Source organism: Neoroseomonas lacus (assembly GCF_014644535.1).
GTDB lineage: Bacteria > Pseudomonadota > Alphaproteobacteria > Acetobacterales > Acetobacteraceae > Neoroseomonas > Neoroseomonas lacus.
In genome coordinates, this window is sequence record NZ_BMKW01000010.1 from 58,627 (window position 1) to 83,560 (window position 24,934).

Sequence of the window (24,934 nt, forward strand, 5' to 3'; positions counted from 1 at the left end):
GCGGACATGGCCCGTCATACCCGTTCGGTCAACGCATCGCGTCTGCTCCCCCTGCTGCTCGTCCTGGCCCTTTCGGGTTGTGGATGGGTGGCGGACCATCTTGGGCCGCCGCCGGTCCAGCGTGGCAACCGGGTGGACCCCGAGAAGCTCGCTCAGATCACGCCAGGTGTGCAGACCCGCTCCGATGTCGAGGCGTTGCTCGGCTCGCCGTCGGCCCGTGGCACCTTCGACGAGGCCAATTGGTATTATATCAGCGCGCAGACGCGTCTGCAGCCGGGCCGCTACCTGATGGTGGAGGACCGCCGTGTCGTGGCGATTTCCTTCAACAACCAGGGTGTGGTGAGCGGTGTGCGGGAGTTGACCGACTCCGATGCGCGACCGGTGTCTATGGTCTCGCGCGAGACACCGGTGCCGGGCACCGAGCGGTCGTTGCTGCAGTCCCTGTTCGGCAACCTCGGTCGACCTGGTCTGGGTGGTGGCGGCAATCCGGCGTCGAGCACCGTCAACCCGGCGAATACAGGCGGGCGTTACTGACCCGCCTGCTGTCGATCTTGCGGTAGTCGCCGGACGGTCCAGCAGCCTTCGTTTCCTGGCGGGGCGCTGGAGGGGCGGCGCCCCTCGACCTTCATTGCCTGCATGACAGGCGTGCCGCAGGTCAGAAGTGGCTCCACCCCTCACGCGCCAGCACGATTGGCGCCCCCTTGCCATCCATTACCCGCACCGCCGGCCCACCTTCGACCATCCGTCCGATACGCGTGATGGGGGTGCCCGCCCGCAAGGCCGCCGCGCGCAAGGCCGGAGCCGCATCCGGTACAGCGGCGAACAGCAACTCGTAGTCATCGCCGCCGGTCAGCACCGAGGCGAGCAGCGCGCCATCGCCCGTGACCAGGTGGCGCGCCGCGTCGGACAGCGGCACGGATACGGCGTCGATCACGGCCGCGCAGCCGGCCGCTCGGCACAGGTGGCCGAGGTCCTGCACCAGCCCGTCCGAGACATCCATGCCGGCGCTGGCAAGGCCGGCGATCGCCTGCCCCAGCGCCAGCCGCGGCTCCGGCAACCGGTATCGGCGCGCGAGATGGCCCGACGCGTCGTCCGGCACTTCACCGCGCAACACCTTCAACCCGAGAGCACCATCACCGATGGTACCGGACACCCAGATCTCGTCGCCTGGCCGTGCGCCAGCACGGGTGAGCACCGCCCCCGGCGCCACCGTGCCGAGGATGGTCAGCGAGAGGCAGGTCGGCCCCGGCGTGGCCGCCGTGTCGCCGCCGAGCACCGTGAGGGCGAAGGCACGCTGATCCTCCGCCAGGCCCCGGGCAAAACCGGCGATCCAGTCATCGGGCGTGCCGCGCGACAGCACCGTCGTCATCAGGTAGCCGAGCGGCGCCGCACCCATTGCCGCGAGGTCGGACAGGTTGACCCGCAGCAGCTTGCGGCCGATCGTCTCGGGCGGGTCGTCGGGCAGGTAGTGGACACCCTCGACCATGGCATCGGCGGCGATCACCAGCCGCCGCCCGGCCGGAAGGTCGAGCACCGCCGCGTCATCCGCAAGGTCGAGCGCCCCCTCCCCCGCCAGCGGGCGGAAGTGACGCGCAATCAGGGCGAATTCGGCCGGCAGGCTCACCGCGCCGCCCCGAACTCCGTCGGGCGCAGCGTGTGGGCCATGGCGTCCAGCACGCCATTGGCGAAGCGCGATGTTTCCTCATCGAGGAAGCCGCGCACGATATCGAGGTATTCGTTGATCACGACGCGAGCCGGCGGTTCCTTGCCCGACATCAGCTCGGCGGCGGCGGCGCGCAGCAGGGCGCGCAGCACCGGGTCGAGACGTTCGAGCGTCCAGTCGCGCTGCAGATGGGCGCGGATCTCGGCATCGGTCGCTTCGGCGCGGGTGGCGGCCGCCTTCAGGATCGCCTCGAACAGCGGGATATGCGCGAGGGGGACGCGGCCTTCGTCGAAGGCGTCATCGCCCTCGCCGGCACCGATACGGTGACGGATGAATTGCTGGGCGACGGTCTCGGCGGTCTCGCCGGACTGCTCGGATTGGAACAGCGCCTGCACGGCGGCGACGCGCGCGCCGGTACGCGGGCGCCCGGCCGGCTTGGGGGGTGTGCTCATCCGGCGATACCCCAGCCGCGCACCAGCGCGATCTGCGCAAGCACCGCATGGGCGGCTTCACCACCCTTGTTCATACGGTCGTCACGGGAGCGGGCGACGGCCTGGTCCAGGCTGTCCACGGTCAGCAGGCCGAAGCCGATTGCGGCGGCGGAGGCGGTGGCGACGTTCATCACACCATTGCAGATGGCGTCGCAGATGAAGGTGTAGTGGTCGGTCTCGCCCTTCACGACGCAGCCGAGCAGCAGGTAGCCGTCCCAGCGGCCGGGCACCTTCATCGCCATGGCCAGGGCGGCGGGCAGTTCGAAGCCACCGGCGACCTCGGCGACTTCGACCGTTGCGCCGACATCGGCGAAGACACGCTGCGCGCCGCGCAGCATGCCGTCCACCACGTCCCGGTAATAGGGCGCGGAGAGGACAAGGATGCGCGGCGGCGGGCCGGCAAGCGTGGCCGGGCCGCGCTCGGGGGAATCAAGGGTGCTCAATTGGGGGTGTCCGAGGTGATGGGCCGGATCTCGACATCTTCGATTCCGTAGCCCTCGAGGCCGACGATCGGCCGCGGATGGTTGGAAAGGCGGATCATGCGCGACACGCCGAGGTCGGCGAGGATCTGCGCGCCGATGCCGTAGTCGCGCAATTCGGGCGAGATGGCGCGGCCACGGCCGCGGCGGATCTGGTCGGAGAGGCCGTCGGTGCGCCAGTCGCGCAGCAGGACGACGACGCCGCGGCCGGCCTCGGCGATCATGCGCATCGCGCCATGCAACTCGCCGATCGTGCGCCCGGAGACGAGGTCGTTGATCAGCGAGGCGGCGTGCATGCGCACCAGCACGGGTTCCTCCCCGGCCGTCACGTCGCCCTTGATGAGGGCGAGGTGCTCGCCGGGGGTGACGGTGCTCCCATAGACCACGGCGCGCCATTCGCCGCCGATCGCCTGCGGCAGGATCGCTTCCTCGACGCGGCGGACCAGGCGTTCGGTGCGGCGGCGATGGCCGATCAGGTCGGCGATGGTGCCGAGCTTGAGGCCGTGATGCTGGGCGAAGGCGACGAGGTCCGGCATGCGGGCCATGGTGCCGTCGTCATTCATGATCTCGCAGATCACGCCGGCCGGGTTGAGGCCGGCCAGGCGCGAGAAGTCGACCGCCGCCTCGGTATGGCCGGCGCGGACCAGCGTGCCGCCCTCGCGCGCCACCAGCGGGAAGACGTGGCCCGGCGTGACGATGTGGTCGCGGCCAAGGTCTGGATTGATGGCAACGGCAACGGTGCGGGCGCGGTCGGCGGCCGAGATGCCGGTGGTGACGCCGTCGCGCGCCTCGATGGAGACGGTGAAGGCGGTGGCGTGGCGGGTGCCGTTTGACTGCGCCATCAGCGGCAGGCCGAGTTGTTCGACACGCTGGCGCGTCATCGCCAGGCAGATCAGGCCACGGGCAAAGCGGGCCATGAAGTTGATCGCATCCGGCGTGGCGAATTGCGCGGGGATGACGAGGTCGCCCTCGTTCTCGCGGTCCTCGTCATCGACCAGGATGAACATGCGGCCGCGCCGCGCTTCCTCGAGGAGTTCCTCGGTGGGGGAGAGGAACTCCGAGAAGGAGGTGCGGACGGTGTCGGTGGTCGCGCTCAACGCTGGTACTCCCGGAGCCGCGCGACATAGCGCGCCATCATGTCCACTTCGATGTTGACCTTGTCGCAGGGTTGCAGCGTGCCGAAGGTGGTGACCGAGGTGGTGTGGGGGATGATGTTGACCCCGAACACCTCTCCGTCAACCTCGTTCACCGTCAGCGAGCAGCCATCGATCGCCACCGAGCCCTTGGGGGCGATGTAGGGCGCGATTTCGGGCGGGACGCGGAAGCGCCAGCGGACCGAGGCATTCTCCGGTGTGGCCGAGACGACTTCCGCGACGCCGTCGACATGGCCGGCGACGAGATGGCCCCCGAGTTCGTCACCCATGCGGAGCGCGCGTTCCAGATTGATGCGCGTGCCTGATTTCCAGTGGCCGACGGTGCTCTTGGCGACCGTCTCGGCCGAGCAATCCACCGAGAAGGCGTCGGCGGCCAGGTGCACTACCGTCAGGCAGACGCCGGAACAGGCGATGGAGGCGCCGAGGGCGGCCGGCAGCGGTTCGGCCAGGAAGCCCGGCGAGGTGCCGATCACCAGGCGCAGATCATGGCCGCCGCCGATCGGCTGCACGTCACGCACGGTGCCGAGGGCCGTCACGATCCCGGTGAACATCAGCCGACCTCCGCAATGGGTTCGAATTCGGTGAGCATATCCGCCCCGAGCGGCCGGACGGCCACCCTGCGGAAGCGTGGCATGGCGGCGAGCGCGGCCAGGCGCAAGCCCTCGGTTGCCGGATGGCCGTCCCCGCCCATCACGCCAGGGGCGTGGAACCAGGCGAGACGGTCGACCAGCCCGGCGCGCAGCAGACCGGCGGCAAGCCCGGCGCCGCCCTCGGCCAGCACGCGCGTGACGCCGCGCCGGGCCAGGGCGGCCATCAGGGTGCGCAGATCGAGCCCCGCGTCGGATTGTGGCACGGTCAGCAACTCGACGCCGGCGGAGGTGAAGGGTGCCTGGGCGGCGGGCGGGTGGCCGGGGGCGGTGACGATGCAGGTCGGCGCCAGCCGCGCGGTGTTGACCAGCCGGGCGGTCGGAGGGGTGCGCAGCCGGGCATCGGCGACGACGCGCAGCATGGGGACGCGCTCCATGCCGGGGATCCGGCAGGTCAGGTCCGGATCATCGGCGAGCACGGTGCCGGAACCGACCAGGATGGCGTCGTGGCGGGCCCGCATGGCGTGGGCCTCACGCCGGGCCTCTGGGCCGGTGATCCAGCGGCTTTCACCCGTGGCGGTGGCGATGCGGCCATCGAGGGTGGTGGCGAGCTTCAGCGTGACGATCGGCAGGCCCTGCTCGATGCGGCGGAAGAAGCCGGCATTCAGCGCGCGGGCCTCGGCTTCCAGCAGGCCTTCCTCGACCAGGATGCAGGCGTCGCGCAGCAGGTTGACGCCGCGGCCGTTCACCCGCGGGTCGGGGTCGCGCATGGCCATCACCACGCGGGCAACGCCGGCGGCGGTCAGCGCGTCGCAGCAGGGCGGGGTGCGGCCGTGGTGGGAGCAGGGTTCCAGGGTGACATAGGCGGTCGCACCGCGCGCCTGCGAGCCGGCTCGGCGCAGCGCCTCGGTCTCCGCATGTGGGCGGCCGCCAGGCTGGGTCCAGCCACGACCGATGACGCGGCCATGCTTGACCAGCACGCAGCCGACCGCCGGGTTCGGCCAGGCATTGCCTAGGCCGCGGCGGGCGAGCGCCAGGGCGGCGCGCATGTGCTGGAGGTCATCGGACATGAAGCCTGGGGTTGTCCCGCAGCCGCGAAGACCGGGCAAGACGCGTCGAGCGTGGAGCTGCCCCCCGCGCGGCGCGGCGCGCTATTCCTTGCTGCCGAGCTCGCCCAGGAAAGCCTGGAAATCCTTCGCCTCGCTGAAATTGCGATAGACGCTGGCGAAGCGGACATAGGCGACCTGATCCAGCTCCTTCAGCGATTCCATCAGCAATTCGCCGATCTTACGCGAAGGGATTTCCGTCTCGCCTTCGGTTTCGAGGCGGCGCTGGATGGAATTCACCAGCCGCTCGATCCGGTCCTCATCGACCGGGCGCTTGCGCAAGGCGACGCGCACCGAGCGGGCGAGCTTTTCACGGTCGAAGGGGACGCGACGACCATCGGTCTTGAGGACCGTGATTTCGCGCAGTTGCACGCGCTCGAACGTCGTGAAGCGCGCCCCGCATGCGGCGCAGGCCCGCCGGCGACGGATCGCCGCGGCGTCCTCGGCCGGGCGGCTGTCCTTCACCTGGGTGTCCTCGGCGCCGCAGAAGGGGCACTTCATGATGCGCCGCTCAGCCCGGGTAGACGGGGAAGCGGCGGCAGAGCTCGAGCACCTTGGCCGAGACGGCGGTCTCGATGGCGGCGTTGGCCTCCGCGTCATTGGCGCGGGCGGCGCCGTCCAGCACTTCGCCGATCAGCTTGCCGATCTCGCGGAATTCGCCGATGCCGAAGCCGCGCGTGGTGCCTGCGGGAGTGCCAAGGCGAACGCCAGAGGTGACCATCGGCTTCTCGGGGTCGAAGGGGATGGCGTTCTTGTTGCAGGTCAGATGGGCGCGGTTGAGCGCGGCCTCGGCCACCTTGCCGGTCAGCTTCTTCGGCCGCAGGTCGACCAGCAGCAGGTGGTTGTCGGTGCCATCGGTGACCAGGTCGAGGCCCTGGGCCTTGAGTTCCTCGGCCAGGGCCTTGGCGTTCGCCACGACGGCGGCGGCATAGGCGCGGAAGTCGGGCTTGAGAGCCTCGCCGAAGGCCACGGCCTTGGCGGCGATGACATGCATCAGCGGGCCGCCCTGCAGGCCCGGGAATACCGCCGAGTTGATCTTCTTGGCGATCGCCTCGTCGTTGGTGAGCACCATGCCGCCGCGCGGGCCGCGCAGGGTCTTGTGCGTGGTGGTGGTGGTGACGTGGGCGTGGGGGATGGGGCTGTCATGCGCGCCGCCGGCCACGAGGCCGGCGAAATGCGCCATGTCCACCATGAAATAGGCGCCGACCTCATCGGCGATGGCGCGGAAGCGGGCGAAGTCCCAGGCGCGGGCATAGGCGGAGCCACCGGCGACGATGACCTTGGGCTTCGTTTCGCGAGCGATGCGCGCGACCTCGTCCATGTCGATGCGCTGGTCCTCGCGCCGCACGGTGTAGGGCGCGACCTTGAACCACTTGCCGGACTGGTTGGCCGGGGCGCCATGGGTCAGGTGCCCACCGGCGGCGAGGTCGAGGCCCATGAAGGTGTCGCCCGGCTGCATCAGGGCGAAGAAGACGGCCTGATTGGCCTGGGCGCCAGAATGGGGCTGCACATTGGCGAAACCGGCGCCGAAGAGCTGGCAGGCACGCTCGATGGCCAGGCGCTCGGCGATGTCCACCGCCTCGCAGCCGCCGTAGTAGCGGCGGCCGGGGTAGCCCTCGGCGTATTTGTTGGTCAGCACGCTGCCCTGCGCCTCGAGCACGGCGCGGGAGACGATGTTCTCGCTCGCGATCAGCTCGATGCCGTCCTGCTGGCGCGTCAGTTCCTGCGCGACGGCGGCGGCGATGGCCGGGTCCGCGGCGGCCAGGCTGGCGCGGAAGAAGGCGTCGGGGGGGGTGCCGGCGGCAGGGCCGTCCGGCGCGCGGAGGGGGGCGGGGGCGGGGCGCATCATGCGCCGGGTTTTGCGCTTCCTCGGTCGAGCTTGGCAAGACGGCGGTCGTGGCGGCCAGCTTCATAGGGGGTGGCGAGGAAGACGCGCAGGGCATCGAGGGCGGTTTCGACACCGATGGTGCGCGCACCGAAGCAGGCGATGTTGGCGTTGTTGTGGGCGCGGGTCAGGCGCGCTTCGGTGGTGTCGTGCAGGACGGCGGCGCGGATGCCGGGGTGGCGGTTGGCGGCGATGGCCATGCCGATGCCGGTGCCGCAGACAAGGATGCCGAAGGGGGCACCGCCGGCCGTCATGGCGTCGACGACCAGATGGGCGAAATCCGGATAGTCGACCGACTCGGCGGAATTGGTGCCGAAATCCTGCACGGCATGACCTTCGGCCTCGAGCGCGGCCTTGATGGCGAGCTTGAGCGGAAGGCCGCCATGGTCGGCAGCGATGGGGATGGGCGGCTTGGTCGGGGACGACGACATGGGTCTTTGTTCGCACAGGCCTCGCCGGCAGATCAACTACGCCGCGGCGGAACCGGTCAGAAAGGCGTGATCCCATGCGTGGTCCGCCGGGGTCGCTTCGGCGGAACTGCGGAACGGGGCTACGACCCTAGGTTGTGGAGACTGACATATCCTGCGAAATTGGCGCCTCGGAACAAGGTGCTTGATGATGGCAAAGACTGCGACGGCGTCCACGGTCATTGAGGTCCCCTCCGCACCGCGGATGAGCGAGGGCGAGATCGCGTTGTTTGGGAGGGCCCTGGACGGGTGCCATGCCTATCTCGAATACGGAGCGGGCGGGTCGACGGGCTTCGTGCTCAACAGCGGTGTCGAACGGATGGTATCGATCGAGTCTGATAAGGGCTGGGTCGAGGCTCTTCGCCAGGATCCCAGGATCGTTGAAGCCACCGCCTCCGGCAGGCTGCGCCTCCTGCATGGCGACATCGGGCCGACCCGCGAATGGGGCTTCCCGGTCGATAAATCCTCCATCGCGCTGTGGCCCGGCTACCCGGAGGCACCCTGGCCGGTCTGGGAACAGCTTGGTGAGAGCCCGAGCCTCGTGCTGGTGGACGGCCGCTTCCGCATCGCCTGCGCGCTGCGCGCAGGCCTATGCTTCATCGACAGCGGCACGCAGGAAACAGCCCGCATCCTGTGCCACGACGTATCCGCCAAGCGGCCCGCCTACGACACCATCTTCGAGTGGTTCGACAAGGTTGAGGTTGTCGACACCCTGGTTCTGGCGCAGCTGAAGCCGGGCACCGACCGTGCGGCCCTCGCGGCTGAGTACAAGCGGCGCCTTTACTGGACGATTTGACAAGAAGCTCGATCTACACTGGCGTCAACTACGCAACTCTTGCGCGGCTGGCCGGTCGTGCCGTGGCGCGCATCGCGGCGCGTGGCGTGCTGAGCGTCGTCACAGCAGGCATCTCGCGCCATGCGGACACGGCGCGAGGTTCGACGGGCTAGGCGCCGGCGGCGGCAAGCCCGGCGTCGTCGCCCCGGTCCGTCGCGTCGTTCGAGGTCGCATCGCCGGTGGACGACATCGCTTCGGCGACCTGAAACGCAAAGGGCGGTGCGTCGCGGATCGACAGCATGACTTCCAGATTGTTCAAGCGCCGTGCCTGGTCCACCGCCTGCCTGATCGCCGGATCGGCCATCACCGTCGCGATCGCGGCCTCGAGGCCGGGCAGCATGCGATGGATCGACGTCTCCTGAACGTCGTTGGCGTCGCGCTGCTGCCAGTATTCCCGGCTGAAGCGGTTCTTCATCCCGGTACCCGATCCGCGCCGCCGCTTGACCAGGTACTGGTCGAGGCTGCGAACCGCGTAGTGGTTGAGTTGGACAAGATCCATGCCGCCCCAGCCATCCGGCACCTTACGTAAGCGCTCCATCCGATGCACGGTGTCGGGCAGGAAGACACCCGACCCGTTGTACATCCGGGGAAGGGCATCGTATTTTTGATAGAAGTTCGGCATGTGCATGCCGATACCCGAGAATTTCCTGCCCATCTTGTGGATGGTCTTGACGATCATGTTGTCAGGATGCTCGACCAGAGACGCGAGATCGAATTGGCGGATCACCAGGTCGTTCTGCATGAAGATCTGATGGGCGGACCCGAAATGCCTCATCTGCATCATGATCGCATCGGCATCCGGCACGGCGTCGAACAGATCTGACAGCCTGCCGTCGCCGCATTTGATATTGATGAATTCATCGACGTCGAAGGCGATCGCCCAATCGGCCGACTTCACCTGCGGAAACGAACGGGCCTGCGAAAAGGCGGCGACCTGTGGCGCCATATCGGGAAGGCCGTGATTCTCGATGGCCGTGACCAGGCCTGCCTTGGCCAGCGCCTGCGCCACGAGATCCGTGCCATCGGAGCAATCGTTGTAGAACAGCACGATGTCCGTGAAGCCGATCAGTCGATGATAGGCGACCCACTCCACGAGAAACGGCGCCTCGTTTCGCACGCTCGTGACCGCGACGATCTTCATGCGGCAGGGCCTTTCATATTGTCATCGAACGGTTCGAGCGAAGCCGCGCCAGCAGGCTGGACTGTGCGCTGCCTGTTCGAACGGTAGATATCGGCAAGCCTCGCCTCGAGAATGTCGCGGATTCGAGGCGGCATAGGCATCTCCTGGCCGGGGAACACCACGGCGGCGGCGCGCCGGAGGGTCGCGGCATGCGGCTTCACCCCGAGGAAGTCGCAGATGCCGGTGAGCAGTGCTTCCGGTTCACGGATTATCTGCTCGAAGTCCGCTGCGAACATTCGGTCGGGACCGAATGCCGCGGTCCAGCGATCCAGGATCCGGGCGTAGTCGCAGCGCACGATCACATCGTCCTGCTCGGCCAGCCTCTCGATATCGATGCCGGACTGCCGGGAGGCGAGCATGCGGATGTGCGACCAACACCGCTCGATCGGGTCGCGCATCAGGAAAATGACTTTCAGCTGTGGGCAAAGACGCTTCACATGCGCCACGCCCTCGGGAGGCAGCAGACTGTACTCCGGCGTGATCTCGCCGCAAATCCGGTGCGGCCCGGCATGTGAGAAGATGCGCCCGTACCAGTCGTCGGAGATCGGCTCGGCGGCGAGGGACGCGATGGCATGCATCGTGCGCAGGTCCAACCGCTCGCCTTCGCTGCGCTTGACCAGCCGCCTCGCCGCGTTCTCCGCGTGGCGCTGCCGATGCGCCCGGGTCCAGTTGCGATGCGCCGGTATGTGGACGTCGTTGAAGTACTGGATCTCCTTGATCCAGGGCATCCAAATTTCCGGATTTCGCCGCAAATTCGCATCCAGCCACGTCGTGCCGGCCTTCTGCGCGCCGATGCACAGGAAATCAGGAAACCGTTGTTCTCGGCTCGATGACGGTCCTGCGAGCGACGGCACGGTCATGATGGCTTTTCATCTGGCATGGCATTCAAGGTGGCTTTTCATCTCGCACGGTTGAGCGGTAAGAGAAAGTCTCGCCTGGCGCCGCCGGGTACCCTGCCTGGAGTGCTTCATGCTGGAAAAGATTGCGCAGAACGAGGCCGCGGGGACCGCAACGCGTGACCGCCGCAGCCCGCATTATGCGCCACTCCAGACAGCACGCGCCGCACGCCCCGACTTCCTCTGCATCGGTGCCCAGAAGGCCGGCACGACATGGCTCTACGCCAATCTGCGCAGCCACCCCGACATCCTGATGCCGCCGGTGAAGGAAGTGGCCTACTTTTCGAGCATCTATGTTCCCGGTTGGGCCAAGGCGGACGCTGACCATCGCGCATTCCAGGTTGCTCAGGCGCGTCGTCACTGGACCGCTCCAGACCGCGACGGGGCCAAGGGTCCACGCCCCGACGTTCGCGCCCGCATGCTCGCAAGCCTCGATGCCCTGGCACAGGAACCGATGGACGACGCGGCCTATGCCACGCTGTTCGAAGGATGCAGTGTCGATCAGATCTGCGGGGAAATCTCGCCGCAGTACTGCGTGCTGCCGCGCGAGGGAATCCGCCACGCCCTCTCGATGAACCCGAACCTCAAGGTCGTTGCGCTGCTGCGCCATCCGGTGGCGCGCGCGATGTCCCACATCGCCATGCTGTGCGGGAAGGGTCCGACCGCGGAGCGGATGAAGGAGATTGCGCTCTCCAACTGGTGGAACGGCGTTTCCTGGTATTCCGACTATGGCACTTGGCTGGTGCGCTGGAAGGGCATGTTGCCGCCTGGTCAGTTGCATATCGATTACAATGGCCTCATTCGGGATGACCCGATGGGTGTTCTTCGCCGGGTTTCCGATTTTCTCGGCCTGCCTTTTAGCGAGGCGTATTTCCCGAAGGCACGGGAACGGGTCTTCGAAGGCGGCAAGCCCGAGGGCAATACCGATGAGGTCCGCGCTATTGTTGCCGAAAAGCTAGCGCCACTGCTCCAGGACCTGCGGGAACGTCTACCGGCAGTTGCGGAGGCACTCGACCTCCACGGCTAAGCGCGTTAGATTTTTCATGCAATCTGCCACAGCAAATCGCCCGCACGCGCTCATCGATCAGACACGAGAGTGAAGTCCATGGACTCGATCGCAGACCAAGGAAGCCCCATCGTGACTAGCGCCAGTGCAGACATCGAATCCCTGCGTATCGAGGTGGCCGATCTTCGGGCGCGGCTCGAAGGCTATGAACGCCTCCTTCAGCTTCGCGACGCCGCGATGATGCACGCCGAACCTGCGATTGCCCCGCCGGCCGCCGCGCCTGCCGCGACGCCGACGCCCCGCCCGCCCCTGCCTGCCAAATTCGAGATCGCCGCGGATCAGCTGCTGCCGGCCCAGGACGGCTTCTACCACCTCGAATGGGGTCCGGAGGGCGCGTTCCGCTGGACCGGCCCGACGGCGGAGATCCATTTCGAAGCCTGGGTCGACCGCAGCGAACCCCTGGTCGCCTCGATGCGGATCTTCCATTTCGGCACGCCGGCGAACGCCAAGGAGCTGGCGCTCGAAGTCGATGGCGCCCTCTATCCGCTCAGCCGCGAGGGCAACCAGAAGCTCATGCGTTCCACCCCGATCGCACCGCGCGTCGGCGACGGGCCGACGCGGCTGACGCTGAAAGTGCCGCACATGCACTCGCCCGCCGAACGGGGGCTGGCCGACAAGCGCATCCTGGGCATTGCCTTCCAGCTCCTCCGTATCGAGCGAGGCTGAGAACTCCATGGCTGCGCACACCCGCCGCATCAGCGCGGCCATCTGCACCTATGAGCGCTACGATCTTCTCCCCGGCGCCATTGAATCGGCCCTCAAGCAGTCGCTGCCATCCGACACCTACGAAGTCATCGTCATCGACAATTCGCCCGACCCGGAACGTTCGGCGCGCGAGTCCTCTGCCTTCGCCGGCCGCCCCAACCTCACTTGGCTCCATGAGCCGCGGCCTGGCCTGTCCAATGCACGCAACGTCGCTGCACGCCACGCCAAGGCGCCAATCATCGCCTACCTAGACGACGACGCCCGCGCCGATGCCGTCTGGCTCGAGAACATCGCCGGCTGCTTCGACGAGTTCGGCGACAGCGTGAAGGTCGTGGGCGGACGCATCCGCCCCTGGTGGGGCGCACCCCGGCCGGATTGGCTGCCCGACCAGATGCTGGGCGGCATCACGGTCGTCGACCTCGGCTCCAAGCGTCGCCTCCTGGGTGAAGGCGAATGGGTGGCTGGTGCCAACATCGCCTTTCGTGTCGCCGCGTTGCGCCACGCCGGCTGGTTCAACACCTCACTCGGCCGCACCGGCGGGGGTGCCAGCCTGCTCTCCGCCGAGGAGACCGCGTTGACCGACCGGATCAAGGCCCAGGGCGGCCTCGTCGCCTACGACCCCCTCGGCGCCGTGGACCACTGGGTGGACCCGGAACGGCTGACGCAGCGCTGGTTCCGCCGCCGCGCCGCCTGGCAGGCGGTCTCGGACTACATGAACGACCCGAAGGCCAGCATGGCGCGGCACGGCGAGGCATGGCTGCAGACGAAGTCGTATCTGCTGTCGCGCAATCCGGCTGACCGGACGATGCGCGGCCTCGCGCTGCGGCAGGCGGATGCCGGTGATTTTCATTGGCAGACCTCCGCGATCTACAACGCGGTGACCGCATTGCTTGCCGGGCTGGACGAGCAGGATGACGTCTAGCGCCCCGGTAGCGCCGACCAGGCGCGGGGCCTGGGATGGGCTTCGCGTCCTCGTGCTGTCACCGGTGCCCACTTGGCCGGTCACCTTCGGCAACCGCAATCGCATTGTGCAAGTCAATCGCGCCTTGCAGCGCGAGGGCGCCCATGTCGCGCTGCTGCACTATCCATCCGATGAGGAATGGCGCACCCGCCTGCCCCGCAATGCCCTGGTGGAGATGGCCAAGCAGTGGCAGGAGGTGTTCCTCTGCCCCGCCACGCGGCCGCTGCATACCCGCCCATCAGATGGCCCGGACCACGGCATCGACGACTGGTGGGACCCGGCCATCGGCCAGATGCTCGACTGGCTGCTGAAGGTGGGTCGCTACGACGCGCTGCTGGTCAATTACACCTGGATGTCCAAGGCGCTGGAGCACGCGCCGATCGGCGTGCTGCGCATCCTCGACACCCATGACCGCTTTTCCGGGCGGCGGGAATTGCTGGCCGCCAATGGCCTAGCGCCGGAATACTTCCACACCACCGAGGAACAGGAACGCATCGCCCTCGACCGGGCGGATATCGTCTGGGCCATCAAGTCCCAAGAAGAGGCCTTCTTCAGCACGATCACCCAACGGCCCGTGCGCACCCTGCTGCACATGGAACCGCCGGCGCCGCCAAGCCCCCAGCGAGCGGGCGATGGCGTGCTGCGGCTGGGCATCGTCGGCGGGCGCAACAACATCAACGCCAGCAACATCCGCCGCTTCCTGGAAGTCGCCGACGCCTATCTGCGCCGCACGCTGCTGCCGATCGAGATCGTGGTGGCCGGGTCAGTCTGCAGCCTGCTGGAGGAGCTGAAGCTGCCCTTCCTGCGCCAGCTCGGTACGCTCGAGAGCATGGACACGCTCTACGACCAGGTCGATGCCGTGCTCGCGCCGCTGTCCTTCTCGACCGGCCTCAAGATCAAGGTCGGTGAGGCGCTGGCGCGCGGCAAGGCGCTCATCAGCCATGTCCACGCCTTCGAAGGCTACATCCCGACCCACGCCTTCCATGAATGCGCCGATTTCGAGGAGATGATGCGCGCCGCGCATCGCCTCGTGCGCGACGAATCCCTGCTGGCGGAACTGACGGCAGCGTCGCGCAGTTCGGTCGCCGCCGCCGAGGCCGACATCGCCGCGACGCTGCACCATGCCGGCGAGGTCGCGTCGAAGCTGCCCCCCTCGGTAGTGGTGTCGGTGCGCTTCGAGCAGGTGCGGCAGGGCAACCTTATCTTCGACCACGCGCTGGACGTCGCGCGCTATGCCGGGTTCCGGGCCCCGGTTGCCTTGCATCTGGCCGGCGACCCGGCGAGCGCGGACCCGGCCGCGCTGCGCCTGCTGGCCGCGCGGGGGCGCGTGCTGGTCGACCCGTCCTGCGGGCCCCTGTCCGCCGAGGCGACGCATCTGCTGTTCGACGACACGCAGCCGCGGCGCGTCAGCCTCGACGAGTTGCTGGCAGCGCCTCACCTCGCCATATGGTTCGCCTCCCCGCCGGAGACCCTGCCCGGCGTCACTGTCCGCACGCGGCTGGGTGTCGCGCATGCGGCGACAATGGCCATGCAGAACGGCCTTGATGACCGGTTTGCCAGTCTGGCGGCGGCGTTTCCGCGCTTCCTGCTGCTCGAAGAAGCGCCGTCGCGCGCTGCGGCGGCCATCATTCATGCCGCTCGCGCCGAACGCGCCGCCGTTCCGCTGCTGTGGCGCGGGGAGGAAAGTCGCCTGCTTGCCGCGCTGCGCGGTGGCGCGCCGGGGCCTGTCGCCATGCTGGTCGAGGACATCACGGCACCCGACCTGCTGCCCGTCCTCGCCTACCTGACCACCGCGCTGGGCCGCAAGGTGACGATATTCGCCCCGGACCGTGCGGTGCCCCTGCCCGATTGGCCGAACGATGGTCCGCTTGCGGTGCGACGCGAGGCCATCGCCCGCGCCGACGTGGCGGATTTCTTCGACCCGAAATTCTGGAACCGGCGGCGCCCCGTCTTCGTCGTCGAGCACGGCCGCGCCGCGGCGACCCGCCCGGCGCGCGAAGTCGCGCTGCGGGCCGGGATCGCGCATCTGCGGTTCGGCGACCCAGCCGCGCCGGATGCCGTCTCGACCGCCCCAGCCATGGCCTATCGGACGCGCCATTTCATTTCGACGGCCCTAGTGCTGGCGACGCTCGATCGCCAGAACGGCGCCGCCACCGAGGCAGGCGGGGCCGCCGAGGAATTTGGCCGCGATGCCGGGTGGGCGCGCATCTGGGGCGAGATCGGCCGTCTCCTGGCGGCCTGACCGGCTTCCACTCGCTGCGGCGCGGAAGCAGGTCGAGGCAATTGCTTCTGAGAGCATATTCACCCGATGAGGTGATGCAACTGCTCGGAGTCTGCGCCGATATCCCGATACCGGCGGCCCGCGGGCGTCATTCGCAGGCCAGCAGCCTTTGCCTTCAATGACCTGCGCATCCCTGTCCTTCGCTCGACATCCAGCGAACGGAGCCGGCAAGCCATCAGGCGCGGCAGCGACGAATCCGCGTCATCAAGCGCCGGCACCGGCCTGGGGGAATGCCGTTCTCCCACCCGCCATGCTTGGCGATGGATATGCTCCCATCCCCGCGCGTCGCGTTAATGCCGCATTTCGCTTTCTCTACGCCGCGTCCCGTGGCACTTGAGGGCCACAAAGACGCCACCAATGGAGGGTAGCCATGTCCGCACCGAATTGGACAAACCCCGAGACCATCGCACTGCATGCGGGATGGCGGGCCGACCCCTCCACGGGCTCCGTGGCGGTGCCGATCCATCAGACCACCTCCTTCCAGTTCCAGGACACCGGCCATGCGGCGCGGCTGTTCGGCCTGGCCGAGATGGGCAACATCTACAGCCGCATCATGAACCCGACCGTCGACGTGCTGGAGAAGCGCGTCGCGGCGATGGAAGGCGGCGTGGCCGGCCTCGCCCTCGGCTCGGGCCAGGCGGCGACCAGCTTCTGCGTGCTGAACCTCTGCGAGGCTGGCGATAACATCGTCTCCAGCACCGACCTGTATGGCGGCACCTGGAACCTCTTCGCGAATACGCTGAAATCCTTCGGGATCGAGGTTCGTTTCGTCGATCCGGCCGACCCTGAGAACTTCGTGCGCGCCACCGACGCGCGCACGCGCTGCTGGTATGCCGAGACGCTGCCGAACCCGAAGCTGAACGTCTTCCCGATCGCGGAAGTCGCCGCGCTGGGGCGCAAGATCGGCGTGCCGCTGATCATGGACAACACTGCCGCCCCCATCCTGTGCAAGCCGCTGCAGCATGGCGCGGCGATCGTGATGCATTCGACGACGAAGTGGATCGGCGGGCACGGCACCTCGATCGGCGGTGTGGTCGTCGATGGCGGCAATTTCGATTGGGAAGCCCATGCCGAGCGCTTCCCGACGCTGAACAAGCCCGACCCGTCCTATCACGGCGCGGTCTGGACGCAGGCGGTCAAGCCGCTCGGGCCGGTGGCCTACATCATCCGCATGCGGGTGATCCTGCTGCGCGACCTCGGCGCGCCGATGGCCCCGATGAACGCCTTCCTGACGCTGCAGGGTCTGGAGACGCTGCCGCTGCGCATCGAACGCCACTGCGCCAATGCGCTGCGCGTCGCGGCGCATCTGTCGCAGCATCCGGCGGTGGCGAAGGTGATCCATCCCTCGCTGATGACGGGCGAGGCGAAGCGCCGCGCCGATGCGTATCTGAAGGGCGGCTACGGCAGCCTGATGGGCATCGAGCTGAAGGGCGGCAAGGAAGCCGGCCAGAAGTTCATCGAGGCCCTGAAGATGTTCTACCACGTCGCCAATATCGGCGATGCGCGCAGCCTCGCGATCCATCCCGCGACGACCACGCACAGCCAGCTCGACGAGCAGGAACAGGCGGCTTCCGGCGTCACGCCGGGCTATATCCGCCTGTCGATCGGCATCGAGCATATCGATGACATCCTCGCCGATCTCGACCAGGCGCTGGCCGCTGCGACGGGGCCGGAAATGAAGGCTGCCGCCGAATGAACGCCGACCGCCGTCAGGGCGCGCCCTTCGCGATCGAGGCCCCGGCTACACCGGGTGCCTATCCTGCCATCCGCTTGCGGCGGAACCGGCGCGACGCATGGACGCGCCGGCTGGTGGCGGAGAATACCCTGTCCGTCGATGACCTGATCTGGCCGATCTTCGTCATCGAGGGCAGCAACGAGGAACGCCCGGTCGCCTCCATGCCGGGCCAGACGCGCGTGACCGTCGACCGTGTCGCGCAGCATGTGGAAAAGGCGGCGAAGCTCGGCATTCCGGCGATCGCCATCTTCCCCGCGACGCCCGCCGAGGCGAAGGATGCCGAAGGCACCGAGGCGCTGAATGCCAACAACCTGATCTGCCGGGCGGCGCGCGAGTTGAAGCGCGCCTATCCGGAGATCGGGTTGGTCGGCGACGTGGCACTCGACCCCTATACCGACCACGGCCATGACGGCGTGATCCGTGAGACGCGGACGGGCGACTACGTCCACAATGACGACAGCGTCGCCATCCTGGTCCGCCAGGCGTTGAATCAGGCGGATGCCGGCATCGACATCATCGCGCCGTCGGACATGATGGATGGGCGCGTCGGCGCGATCCGCACCGCGCTTGATGCCAGCGGCTTCATCGACACGCGCATCATGTCCTATGCGGCGAAATATGCTTCGGCCTTCTACGGCCCGTTCCGCGATGCGCTCGGCTCCGGCAAGGCGCTGCGGGGCGACAAGAAGACCTACCAGATGGACCCGGCCAATTCGGACGAGGCGCTGCGCGAAGTGGCGCTCGACCTCGCCGAGGGGGCCGACATGGTCATGGTCAAGCCGGGCATGCCGTATCTCGATATCGTCCGCCGCGTGAAGGATCGTTTCGCCGTCCCCACTTTCGCCTACCAGGTGTCGGGCGAATACGCGATGATCATGGCCGCGGTGCAGAACGGCTGGATCGAGCATGAGCGCGCCATGATGGAAAGCCTGATGGGGTTCAAGCGCGCCGGCGCCAGCGGCGTACTGACCTATTTCGCGGTCGAGGCAGCGGAAAGGCTCCGCCATGGCTGAAGCGCGCATGGCGGCCGAGGTGCTGCGGCGCCCCTGGCATGGCGCCTCCGACCGCGTCGAGAATCCGGGCGTCGCCGCCATCCGCCTGCACCGGGCGGAAGTGGAGGCGTTGATGATCTACCACCGCACCGTGCCTGGCTCGGAGGAGCAGGGCCGGGCGTGGCGGCGCCTCGCGGCGCTGCGCGAGAAGCGCGTCTTGCTGATGCCGCCCGATGGGGCGAAGCGCCTGCCGCCACTGCCCGCTGCGCCTGTCGGCGCCATGTCGGGCTGGCAGAAGCTGCGGCGGCGGCTGGGCCTCGCCCGGAACTGACCGGCGCGCCCGCGGCGCACCCCATGGTGCGCGTCGTGATTCTGATTGTATGTTCGAATCGTCAGGCTGATGCCATGAGTGCCGGTTTCGCGAGGCGCGACCGTCGCGGCTTTGCGTCGCCCGTTCCCCACGTCCGGAAGGTGCCGCATGAAGCCGCTGACGATTATTCTGGCCAGCCTGGCCCTGTCCGCCTGCGCCGAGAAATGGGCGAAGCCCGGGGCGACACCGACGGATATGGAGGCGGCCCTGTCGCAGTGCCGTGCCGAGGCCTATGTGACGCTGCCGCCCTTGATGCAGCGGGTCATGGCCTCGCCCGCAGGCCGGACGCCGGTGCGGACGCGCTGCACGGGATCGGGCAACACGACCAACTGCAGGACCACGGGCGGTGACTACCAGCCCGCCGTCTATCGGAATGACGACGTGAACGAGGATGGCCGGCACGAGGTGCAGCGCGCCTGCATGTTCCGCAACGGATGGCGGCCGGAGGACTGACTACCCGGCCCGTGCGGCGCGTGATCGCCGCGAGAGCGAGGGTAGATTTCCTTGCCATGCCGCGCGACCCTCCCGTGCGGGAGGAACAACCACATGACATCAGACTGGCTTGGACTGTCCGGGCGCGTTGCCATCGTGACCGGGGCGGCGGGCGGCATTGGCGGGGCGATCGCGGCTGAACTCGCCGCGGCGGGGGCGGCGGTTGGGCTGCTCGACCGAGATGCGGCGGGGGTGACGGCGGCAGCCGAGGCGCTGCGCGCCACCGGGGCCACCGCCTTCGCCACCGGCTGCGACACCACCGATGAGGCGAGCGTCGCGGCCGCCTTCGCCGCCACGCGCGCGGCCCTCGGCCCTGCCGCTATCCTGGTGAACAACGCCGGCATCCTGCGCGCCGGGCCGCTTTCGGAGATCCCGCTGGCATCGTGGAACGCCCTGCTGGCGGTGAACCTCACCGGCTACCTGCTCTGTGCCCAGGCGGCGCGGGCGCAGATGCTGGAGGCCGGCGGCGGCGCGCTGGTGCATATCGCCTCCATCGCCGCGTCCAACCCGCAGCCGCGCAGCGGTGCCTACAGCCCGTCCAAGGCCGGCGTGGCGATGCTCTCGCGGCAATTGGCGCTGGAATGGGGACCCGATGGCATCCGCAGCAATGTGGTCAGCCCCGGGCTGATCCGCACGCCATTGTCGGAGTCCTTCTATCAGGCGCCGGGGATCCTGGAGCGGCGCGAGGCGATGGTGCCCGGCCGTCGGGTCGGCACGCCCCAGGACATTGCCGACGCCGTGACTTTCCTCGCCAGCCATCGCGCCGCCTATGTGAATGGCGCGGAACTGCTGGTCGATGGCGGGCTCGACCAGGTGGTGCTGGAGCTGACGCCGCGGCCTGGCTACTGACCCAGGAAGGCCGCCACCAGCGCGATCTGCGCCGGGTCCATCAGCGCCGGCGCGTGGCCCGCGCCGGCGATCTCGGCAAGCTGGACATTTGACCCAGCCGCCATTGACTGGGCCGTTTCTTCCAGCAGCAGGTCGCTCTCGGCGCCGCGGATCAGCAGCACGGGCTGCTTCACGAGGCCCCAGAGCGCCTTCATATCAAGTGCCTGGGCTTCCTGGGCGCGGATGGGCGTGGCGATGGCCGGGTCGTAGTGCAGCGTCACGCCGCCGTTCTTCGCCGGACGGGCGGAAGTTTCGGCTAGGTGGCGCCATTCGGCGTCGTTCAGCTGCCCGAAAGGAGCGTGGATGTGACGCAGATGCGCCTCCAGCGCCGCGATATCGGGGAAGACTGGTTCATCGCCGATATAGTCGCGGATGCGCGCCATCGCCTCGACCGGGACGAAGCAGCCGACATCGTTCAGCACCATGCGACGGATCGGGTTGCCGGGTGTGGCCGCCACCCCCATGCCGCAAATGCCGCCCAGCGAGGTACCTACCCAATCGACCGGACCATCGAAGCGCGCCAGCAGATGCGAGAGCGCGGCAACATAGACCGGTGGCTGGTACAGCATCGGGTCGGGCAGCCAGTCGGAGGCCCCGCGCCCCGGCAGGTCGGGGCAGATCACGCGGCGGCCGGCATCGCCCAGCGCCTGGGCCAGCGGGTCGAAGTCCCGGCCCGTGCGCGTCAGCCCATGGACGCAGATGACGGGAGTGCCGTCGGCCGGGCCCCATTCCCACCAACGCATGGTGAAGAAGCCTGCAGGCGAGAGCCAACGAACCGCGCCATCGCGCATGATGTCCAACCCCTTCCTGCCGGGCTCGCCGGCTACAGGACGCCCTTGGCGCGCAACGTGTCGATCTCCACCGCACTCATGCCGAGGATCCCCGACAGCACCGCATCGGTATGTTCGCCCAGCACCGGCGGTGCCGAACGATAAGTGGGTGGCGTCGCACTCAGCTTCACGGGGTTTGCGATAACCTTCACGGTCGCGCCGCTGCCATGATGCATCTCAAGCGTCATGTTGCGAGCCTGGACATGCGGGTCGGCGAAGACGTCCTTCAACGTGTTGATCGGGCCGCAACCGATCTTCAGCGCTTCGAGCGCCGCGACCCATTCGGTGGTGGTCTTGGTCTTCATCAGCGGCGTCAGCGTTTGCGTCACCAAGTCGCGATTGGCCACGCGATTGGGGTTGGTGGCGAAGCGTTCGTCGGCCAGCAGGTGTTCCTGGCCGAAGGACTTGCAGAAACGCTCGAAGGTCGGGTCGTTGCCCACCGCGAGGATCAGGTAGCCATCCTTCGTCGGGTATTCCTGGTACGGGCTGATGTTGGGGTGCTGGTTGCCCAGGCGCGGCGGGTTCTCGCCGGTGGACAGGTAGTTCATGCCCTGGTTTGCCAGCCACGCCACATGCGTATCCAGCATGCCGATGTCGATCTGCTGCCCCTGCCCCGTCGCGTGGCGGTGGTTCAGCGCGGCGAGGATGCCGATGCAGCCATAGAGCCCGGCAAACAGGTCCGCGACCGGCACGCCGGCCTTCTGCGGGGAACCGTTCGGCTCGCCGGTCAGCGACATGATGCCGCCCATCGCCTGGATCAGCGCGTCATAGCCGGGGCGCGGTGCATAGGGGCCGGTCTGCCCGAAGCCGGTGATCGAGCAATAGATGAGGCGGGGGAAGCGGTCCTTGAGCTGTTCGTAGCCCAGGCCGTACTTGGCCAGCGCGCCAACCTTGAAGTTCTCGGCGAGGATGTCGCTGCTTTCAAGCAGCTTGAGGATCAGCGCCTGGCCCTCGGGTTTGGCGATGTCCACCGTGACCGACTTCTTGTTGCGGTTCACGCCGATGAAATAGGCGGATTCCTTGGTCTCGGGCCAGAAGGGGGGCGCGAAGCCGCGGGTGTCGTCGCCGGCCTCGGGGCGTTCGATCTTGATCACCTCGGCGCCGAGGTCGCCCAGCATCTGCGTGCAGGTCGGCCCGGCCAGGACGCGTGTGAGGTCGAGGACGCGGAGGCCCGATAGCGGGCCGACGGGGCTGGTCATGCGGAACTCCCTTGGGCTGCCTCGTGATTAGTCGGCGCGCCGCGCTGCGGCAACCCGCGGCGTGCGGCGGGACGGCGGTTCCCTCCCGCCTCGCCTGGGTCTATTCCTGCCGGCCGAAGCAAGACCCGAGGAGCGCCCCATGCTCGACCGCCCCCACCCCACCCCCGCCGCCCCCTCCACCGACCCCTTCGCCCTCGCCAAGGCGCTGTCGGGCGTTCATTTCATCGGCGGCGCCTATGTGCCGGCACGCTCGGGCAAGACCTTTGCCGTCGTGAACCCGGCGACCGGCGCTGATGTCGCCCGCGCCGCCGAGGGCGATGCCGCGGATGTCGATGCCGCCGTGCAGGATGCCGCGAAGGCGCAGAAGGAATGGGCCAAGGTGCCCGCCCGCAAGCGCGGCGCGCTGGTGCATCAATGCGCCCAGCTGCTGAAGGAGCATGTGGACGAGCTCGGCCGGCTGATCGCGCTGGAAACTGGCAAGGCGCTGCGCACCGAATCCCGCGTCGAGGCCGGCGTCGTCGCCGATGTCTTCGAATTCTTCGGCGGCCTCGGCTCTGAGTTGAAGGGCGAATCCGTCCCCTTCGACCCGAAGGTGCTGTCCGTCACGGTGCGTGAGCCACTCGGCGTGGTCGGTGCGATCATTCCGTGGAACGTGCCGATGCTGCTGATGGCGCTGAAGGTCGCGCCTGCGCTGGTGGCCGGCAATGCCGTGGTGGTGAAGTCGGCCGAGGAAGCCCCGCTCGCCGTGCTGCGCATCTGCGAGATCATGAACCGCATCCTGCCGCCCGGCGTGTTCAACATGGTCTCGGGCTTCGGCCCAGAATGCGGCGCGCCGCTCGTCGAGCACAAGCTGGTGCGCAAGGTGACCTTCACCGGCTCGGTCGAGACCGGCAAGATCGTCGCCCGCGCCGCGGCCGAGAAGCTGATCCCGGTCACGCTGGAACTCGGCGGCAAGTCGCCGATGATCGTCTTCGCCGATTGCGATTTCGACAAGACGGTCTCCGGCGCGTTGACGTCGATGCGCTTCACGCGCCAAGGCCAGTCCTGCACGGCGGCGAGCCGCATCTATGTCGAACGCCCGATCTTCGACCGCTTCGTCAAGGCGATGACCGATGCGGTGAACGGCATGGTCATGGGCGACCCGCTCGACGAGAAGACCGACATCGGCACCATCGTCAGCGAAGGCCAATTGGAGAAGGTGCGTGGCTTCATCGCCGAGGGCACGGCCACGCCGGGGGCGACCGCCCATGTGTGTTCGGCCATGCCGACCGATCCGGCGCTGAAGAAGGGCCTGTTCATCCAGCCCGTCATCTTCACCGGCCTGACAGGCGAAAGCCGCCTGGTGCGCGAGGAGATCTTCGGGCCGGTCACGGTGATCCAGGCCTTCGACACGCCCGAGGCGGTGCTCGCCGAGGCGAATGACAGCGAATACGGCCTCGCCGCCTCGCTGTGGACGAACAACCTCAAGGTCGGGCTGGACTTGGCGCATCGGCTGGAGGCCGGGCTGGTGCAGATCAACCAGAACCTCGTCGTGCAGGCGAACCTGTCCTATGGCGGGGTGAAGTCCTCCGGCCTCGGCAAGGAAGCCTCGCTCGAGGCGATGCTCGAGCACTTCACGCACAAGAAGACCATCATGGTGAACATGGCCTGAGGTCCGGCAAGCGTGCCCGGCCCACCATGGGCGGGGCGCGCCGCTCCCCCCTCCCGCAGCCGACGCCGCCGCTGCTTCGTCGGCTGAGCGGGTATTTGTTCGGCACCCATGACAGTCGATGTCGTCCATTTGATTGAACGCGTCGCACTGCGCGCGGTCCCCGTCGGCGCGCGGCCTGAACCTTGGCGGGCCGCGGACGATTCGCGGCGCGGTTCGCCCATGCGATCCGAGATCACCGCCAATCCCATGACGCGCGGCCTGACCACGAACCGGCCCGCGCCAACGGCGCAGCGACCCTCGAGGGCGTGCTTCGAGTGCTGGTCCACCCCGCGACGCTGGCCGCGGAGATCGCCTGTGAGACCACGGGCAGCCCATCCTGACTGTTCGAGGCGCGCCGATCGGGGCCGGCGGGATGGACGTCGCCGACGCAGGGCGGCACCATCCGCGCCATGACCAATCGGATTGCGCCACCCGCCGCCGCCGCGGCCGGATCAACCCCGACCGCGCGCCGCGATTGGAGACTGTTCGCAGCGCTCCTCATCGTCCTCTCCGGATGCGCGGCCGAACCGCCACCCCCGGTCGCCGCGCCGCCACCGCCGCCACCGCCCGTCGGTTGGCAGCCGATTGCCGCGCTGAGCACCGATGGCATCGTCGCCAACGGCTTCGTGCAGGAACGTGGCCTGATCACCACCGGGGCGGTCCGTCGCGCCTGGATCCTGCTCAACCTGCGTGAACCGATCCCGATCCCCGAAACCGGTGGGCGGGCGCAATCGGTGCGCTTCGTTGGCGAATATCGCTGCGCGCAACGTCAGTGGCGCCCGGTCGAAGGCGCCTGGTTTGCCCGGCCGAACGCGCAGGAACCGGTGCATGCCGAACGCCCGCGCGGCGGCTTCCGCGCGGCGCCGGCAGGCACGCTGGATGGCGCCTTCCTGGATGCCGCCTGCGGTCTATAGGGCGCGTCCCTCCACGCTGCGGCGGCCGATCGAGGATGCTCTCGGGCGCCTGCCGGCCGGTGCCGCCT

Annotated in this window: 26 protein-coding genes; 13 read left to right on the top strand and 13 right to left on the bottom strand. The window is 68.3% G+C overall.

Annotated features, from left to right (window positions below; genetic code table 11):
- The first annotated feature begins 6 nt into the window (after positions 1 to 6).
- Positions 7 to 534, top strand: coding sequence for an outer membrane protein assembly factor BamE (locus tag IEY36_RS19615; RefSeq protein WP_188969899.1), 528 nt, complete (start codon positions 7 to 9; stop codon positions 532 to 534).
- A 121-nt stretch (positions 535 to 655) separates the two neighbouring features.
- Here the strand turns inward: IEY36_RS19615 and thiL are convergent, their stop codons facing one another.
- The 9 genes from thiL to rpiB form a co-directional block, all read right to left on the bottom strand.
- The gene (thiL, locus tag IEY36_RS19620) at positions 656 to 1,624 is read right to left on the bottom strand and encodes a thiamine-phosphate kinase (RefSeq protein WP_188969901.1); all 969 of its coding nucleotides are present in this window, start codon (positions 1,622 to 1,624) and stop codon (positions 656 to 658) included.
- Entirely contained in the window at positions 1,621 to 2,115 is a 495-nt protein-coding gene (gene nusB, locus IEY36_RS19625; protein ID WP_188969903.1) for a transcription antitermination factor NusB, read from the bottom strand. Before nusB ends, thiL begins: the two co-directional genes overlap by 4 nt.
- Positions 2,112 to 2,597, bottom strand: a complete 486-nt coding sequence (ribH, locus tag IEY36_RS19630; RefSeq protein WP_188969905.1) for a 6,7-dimethyl-8-ribityllumazine synthase — start codon at positions 2,595 to 2,597, stop codon at positions 2,112 to 2,114. Before ribH ends, nusB begins: the two co-directional genes overlap by 4 nt.
- The gene (gene ribB, locus IEY36_RS19635; protein WP_188969907.1) at positions 2,594 to 3,730 is read right to left on the bottom strand and encodes a 3,4-dihydroxy-2-butanone-4-phosphate synthase; all 1,137 of its coding nucleotides are present in this window, start codon (positions 3,728 to 3,730) and stop codon (positions 2,594 to 2,596) included. The genes ribH and ribB overlap by 4 nt, the downstream gene beginning before the upstream one ends.
- Positions 3,727 to 4,338 carry a riboflavin synthase gene (locus IEY36_RS19640; RefSeq protein ID WP_188969909.1) on the bottom strand — a complete coding sequence of 204 codons (612 nt, stop codon included), beginning with the start codon at positions 4,336 to 4,338 and terminating at the stop codon, positions 3,727 to 3,729. Before IEY36_RS19640 ends, ribB begins: the two co-directional genes overlap by 4 nt.
- Entirely contained in the window at positions 4,338 to 5,444 is a 1,107-nt protein-coding gene (gene ribD, locus IEY36_RS19645; protein WP_188969911.1) for a bifunctional diaminohydroxyphosphoribosylaminopyrimidine deaminase/5-amino-6-(5-phosphoribosylamino)uracil reductase RibD, read from the bottom strand. Before ribD ends, IEY36_RS19640 begins: the two co-directional genes overlap by 1 nt.
- A gap of 81 nt (positions 5,445 to 5,525) precedes the next feature.
- A complete protein-coding gene (gene nrdR, locus IEY36_RS19650; RefSeq protein WP_188969913.1) occupies positions 5,526 to 5,981 on the bottom strand; it encodes a transcriptional regulator NrdR in 456 nt (151 codons plus the stop codon).
- 10 nt (positions 5,982 to 5,991) lie between these two features.
- A complete protein-coding gene (glyA, locus tag IEY36_RS19655) occupies positions 5,992 to 7,326 on the bottom strand; it encodes a serine hydroxymethyltransferase (protein WP_188970331.1) in 1,335 nt (444 codons plus the stop codon).
- Positions 7,326 to 7,796, bottom strand: a complete 471-nt coding sequence (gene rpiB, locus IEY36_RS19660; protein WP_188969915.1) for a ribose 5-phosphate isomerase B — start codon at positions 7,794 to 7,796, stop codon at positions 7,326 to 7,328. Before rpiB ends, glyA begins: the two co-directional genes overlap by 1 nt.
- 181 nt (positions 7,797 to 7,977) lie before the next feature.
- Here rpiB and IEY36_RS19665 point away from each other — a divergent pair, with 181 nt between their 5' ends.
- Entirely contained in the window at positions 7,978 to 8,628 is a 651-nt protein-coding gene (locus tag IEY36_RS19665; RefSeq protein WP_188969917.1) for a hypothetical protein, read from the top strand.
- A 148-nt stretch (positions 8,629 to 8,776) separates the two neighbouring features.
- Here IEY36_RS19665 and IEY36_RS19670 read toward each other — a convergent pair whose 3' ends face one another.
- Positions 8,777 to 9,808 (bottom strand): glycosyltransferase family 2 protein, encoded by a 1,032-nt coding sequence (locus IEY36_RS19670; RefSeq protein WP_188969919.1) that lies wholly within the window; start codon positions 9,806 to 9,808, stop codon positions 8,777 to 8,779.
- On the bottom strand, positions 9,805 to 10,707 hold the full coding sequence (locus IEY36_RS19675; RefSeq protein WP_188969921.1) for a sulfotransferase family protein: 903 nt from the start codon (positions 10,705 to 10,707) through the stop codon (positions 9,805 to 9,807). The genes IEY36_RS19670 and IEY36_RS19675 overlap by 4 nt, the downstream gene beginning before the upstream one ends.
- Positions 10,708 to 10,816: 109 nt before the next feature.
- Between IEY36_RS19675 and IEY36_RS19680 the strand changes: the two genes are divergently transcribed.
- From IEY36_RS19680 to IEY36_RS19720, 9 genes are all read left to right on the top strand, one after another.
- The gene (locus tag IEY36_RS19680; protein WP_188969924.1) at positions 10,817 to 11,770 is read left to right on the top strand and encodes a sulfotransferase; all 954 of its coding nucleotides are present in this window, start codon (positions 10,817 to 10,819) and stop codon (positions 11,768 to 11,770) included.
- Positions 11,771 to 11,881: 111 nt separating this feature from the next.
- Positions 11,882 to 12,475, top strand: coding sequence for a hypothetical protein (locus IEY36_RS19685; RefSeq protein ID WP_188969926.1), 594 nt, complete (start codon positions 11,882 to 11,884; stop codon positions 12,473 to 12,475).
- A gap of 7 nt (positions 12,476 to 12,482) precedes the next feature.
- Entirely contained in the window at positions 12,483 to 13,436 is a 954-nt protein-coding gene (locus IEY36_RS19690; RefSeq protein WP_188969928.1) for a glycosyltransferase, read from the top strand.
- Positions 13,426 to 15,717, top strand: a complete 2,292-nt coding sequence (locus IEY36_RS19695) for a glycosyltransferase (RefSeq protein ID WP_188969930.1) — start codon at positions 13,426 to 13,428, stop codon at positions 15,715 to 15,717. Before IEY36_RS19690 ends, IEY36_RS19695 begins: the two co-directional genes overlap by 11 nt.
- 409 nt (positions 15,718 to 16,126) lie before the next feature.
- Positions 16,127 to 17,452, top strand: coding sequence for an O-acetylhomoserine aminocarboxypropyltransferase/cysteine synthase family protein (locus IEY36_RS19700; protein ID WP_188969933.1), 1,326 nt, complete (start codon positions 16,127 to 16,129; stop codon positions 17,450 to 17,452).
- Positions 17,449 to 18,504 (top strand): porphobilinogen synthase, encoded by a 1,056-nt coding sequence (gene hemB / locus IEY36_RS19705; protein ID WP_188969935.1) that lies wholly within the window; start codon positions 17,449 to 17,451, stop codon positions 18,502 to 18,504. Before IEY36_RS19700 ends, hemB begins: the two co-directional genes overlap by 4 nt.
- Positions 18,497 to 18,814, top strand: a complete 318-nt coding sequence (locus IEY36_RS19710; protein ID WP_188969937.1) for a hypothetical protein — start codon at positions 18,497 to 18,499, stop codon at positions 18,812 to 18,814. Before hemB ends, IEY36_RS19710 begins: the two co-directional genes overlap by 8 nt.
- Positions 18,815 to 18,961: 147 nt before the next feature.
- Entirely contained in the window at positions 18,962 to 19,306 is a 345-nt protein-coding gene (locus tag IEY36_RS19715) for a hypothetical protein (RefSeq protein ID WP_188969939.1), read from the top strand.
- Between the two features lie 93 nt (positions 19,307 to 19,399).
- The gene (locus IEY36_RS19720) at positions 19,400 to 20,194 is read left to right on the top strand and encodes an SDR family NAD(P)-dependent oxidoreductase (protein WP_188969941.1); all 795 of its coding nucleotides are present in this window, start codon (positions 19,400 to 19,402) and stop codon (positions 20,192 to 20,194) included.
- Here IEY36_RS19720 and IEY36_RS19725 read toward each other — a convergent pair.
- Positions 20,188 to 21,024: an alpha/beta fold hydrolase gene (locus IEY36_RS19725; protein ID WP_188969943.1), complete on the bottom strand. Its 837-nt coding sequence runs from the start codon at positions 21,022 to 21,024 to the stop codon at positions 20,188 to 20,190. The two genes, IEY36_RS19720 and IEY36_RS19725, sit on opposite strands and share 7 nt — an antisense overlap.
- 32 nt (positions 21,025 to 21,056) lie before the next feature.
- On the bottom strand, positions 21,057 to 22,262 hold the full coding sequence (locus IEY36_RS19730) for a CaiB/BaiF CoA transferase family protein (RefSeq protein WP_188969945.1): 1,206 nt from the start codon (positions 22,260 to 22,262) through the stop codon (positions 21,057 to 21,059).
- 139 nt (positions 22,263 to 22,401) lie between these two features.
- On the opposite strand from IEY36_RS19730, the gene IEY36_RS19735 reads away from it, so the two are divergent.
- Both IEY36_RS19735 and IEY36_RS19740 read left to right on the top strand, forming a co-directional pair.
- The gene (locus tag IEY36_RS19735) at positions 22,402 to 23,913 is read left to right on the top strand and encodes an aldehyde dehydrogenase family protein (RefSeq protein WP_188969947.1); all 1,512 of its coding nucleotides are present in this window, start codon (positions 22,402 to 22,404) and stop codon (positions 23,911 to 23,913) included.
- 449 nt (positions 23,914 to 24,362) lie between these two features.
- Positions 24,363 to 24,866 (top strand): surface-adhesin E family protein, encoded by a 504-nt coding sequence (locus IEY36_RS19740; protein WP_188969949.1) that lies wholly within the window; start codon positions 24,363 to 24,365, stop codon positions 24,864 to 24,866.
- Positions 24,867 to 24,934 lie beyond the last annotated feature (68 nt).

What these genes read in the sequence shown, in the direction of transcription:
- IEY36_RS19740 (WP_188969949.1), top strand. Translation starts at nt 24,363, where the DNA reads ATGACCAATCGGATTGCGCCACCCGCCGCCGCCGCGGCCGGATCAACC.
- IEY36_RS19725 (WP_188969943.1), bottom strand. Translation starts at nt 21,024, where the DNA reads ATGCGCGATGGCGCGGTTCGTTGGCTCTCGCCTGCAGGCTTCTTCACC.
- IEY36_RS19720 (WP_188969941.1), top strand. Translation starts at nt 19,400, where the DNA reads ATGACATCAGACTGGCTTGGACTGTCCGGGCGCGTTGCCATCGTGACC.
- IEY36_RS19735 (WP_188969947.1), top strand. Translation starts at nt 22,402, where the DNA reads ATGCTCGACCGCCCCCACCCCACCCCCGCCGCCCCCTCCACCGACCCC.
- IEY36_RS19670 (WP_188969919.1), bottom strand. Translation starts at nt 9,808, where the DNA reads ATGAAGATCGTCGCGGTCACGAGCGTGCGAAACGAGGCGCCGTTTCTC.
- IEY36_RS19680 (WP_188969924.1), top strand. Translation starts at nt 10,817, where the DNA reads ATGCTGGAAAAGATTGCGCAGAACGAGGCCGCGGGGACCGCAACGCGT.
- IEY36_RS19715 (WP_188969939.1), top strand. Translation starts at nt 18,962, where the DNA reads ATGAAGCCGCTGACGATTATTCTGGCCAGCCTGGCCCTGTCCGCCTGC.
- hemB (WP_188969935.1), top strand. Translation starts at nt 17,449, where the DNA reads ATGAACGCCGACCGCCGTCAGGGCGCGCCCTTCGCGATCGAGGCCCCG.
- rpiB (WP_188969915.1), bottom strand. Translation starts at nt 7,796, where the DNA reads ATGTCGTCGTCCCCGACCAAGCCGCCCATCCCCATCGCTGCCGACCAT.
- ribD (WP_188969911.1), bottom strand. Translation starts at nt 5,444, where the DNA reads ATGTCCGATGACCTCCAGCACATGCGCGCCGCCCTGGCGCTCGCCCGC.
- IEY36_RS19700 (WP_188969933.1), top strand. Translation starts at nt 16,127, where the DNA reads ATGTCCGCACCGAATTGGACAAACCCCGAGACCATCGCACTGCATGCG.
- IEY36_RS19675 (WP_188969921.1), bottom strand. Translation starts at nt 10,707, where the DNA reads ATGACCGTGCCGTCGCTCGCAGGACCGTCATCGAGCCGAGAACAACGG.
- IEY36_RS19615 (WP_188969899.1), top strand. Translation starts at nt 7, where the DNA reads ATGGCCCGTCATACCCGTTCGGTCAACGCATCGCGTCTGCTCCCCCTG.
- IEY36_RS19730 (WP_188969945.1), bottom strand. Translation starts at nt 22,262, where the DNA reads ATGACCAGCCCCGTCGGCCCGCTATCGGGCCTCCGCGTCCTCGACCTC.
- IEY36_RS19695 (WP_188969930.1), top strand. Translation starts at nt 13,426, where the DNA reads ATGACGTCTAGCGCCCCGGTAGCGCCGACCAGGCGCGGGGCCTGGGAT.
- nusB (WP_188969903.1), bottom strand. Translation starts at nt 2,115, where the DNA reads ATGAGCACACCCCCCAAGCCGGCCGGGCGCCCGCGTACCGGCGCGCGC.
- IEY36_RS19640 (WP_188969909.1), bottom strand. Translation starts at nt 4,338, where the DNA reads ATGTTCACCGGGATCGTGACGGCCCTCGGCACCGTGCGTGACGTGCAG.
- glyA (WP_188970331.1), bottom strand. Translation starts at nt 7,326, where the DNA reads ATGCGCCCCGCCCCCGCCCCCCTCCGCGCGCCGGACGGCCCTGCCGCC.
- IEY36_RS19690 (WP_188969928.1), top strand. Translation starts at nt 12,483, where the DNA reads ATGGCTGCGCACACCCGCCGCATCAGCGCGGCCATCTGCACCTATGAG.
- nrdR (WP_188969913.1), bottom strand. Translation starts at nt 5,981, where the DNA reads ATGAAGTGCCCCTTCTGCGGCGCCGAGGACACCCAGGTGAAGGACAGC.
- IEY36_RS19710 (WP_188969937.1), top strand. Translation starts at nt 18,497, where the DNA reads ATGGCTGAAGCGCGCATGGCGGCCGAGGTGCTGCGGCGCCCCTGGCAT.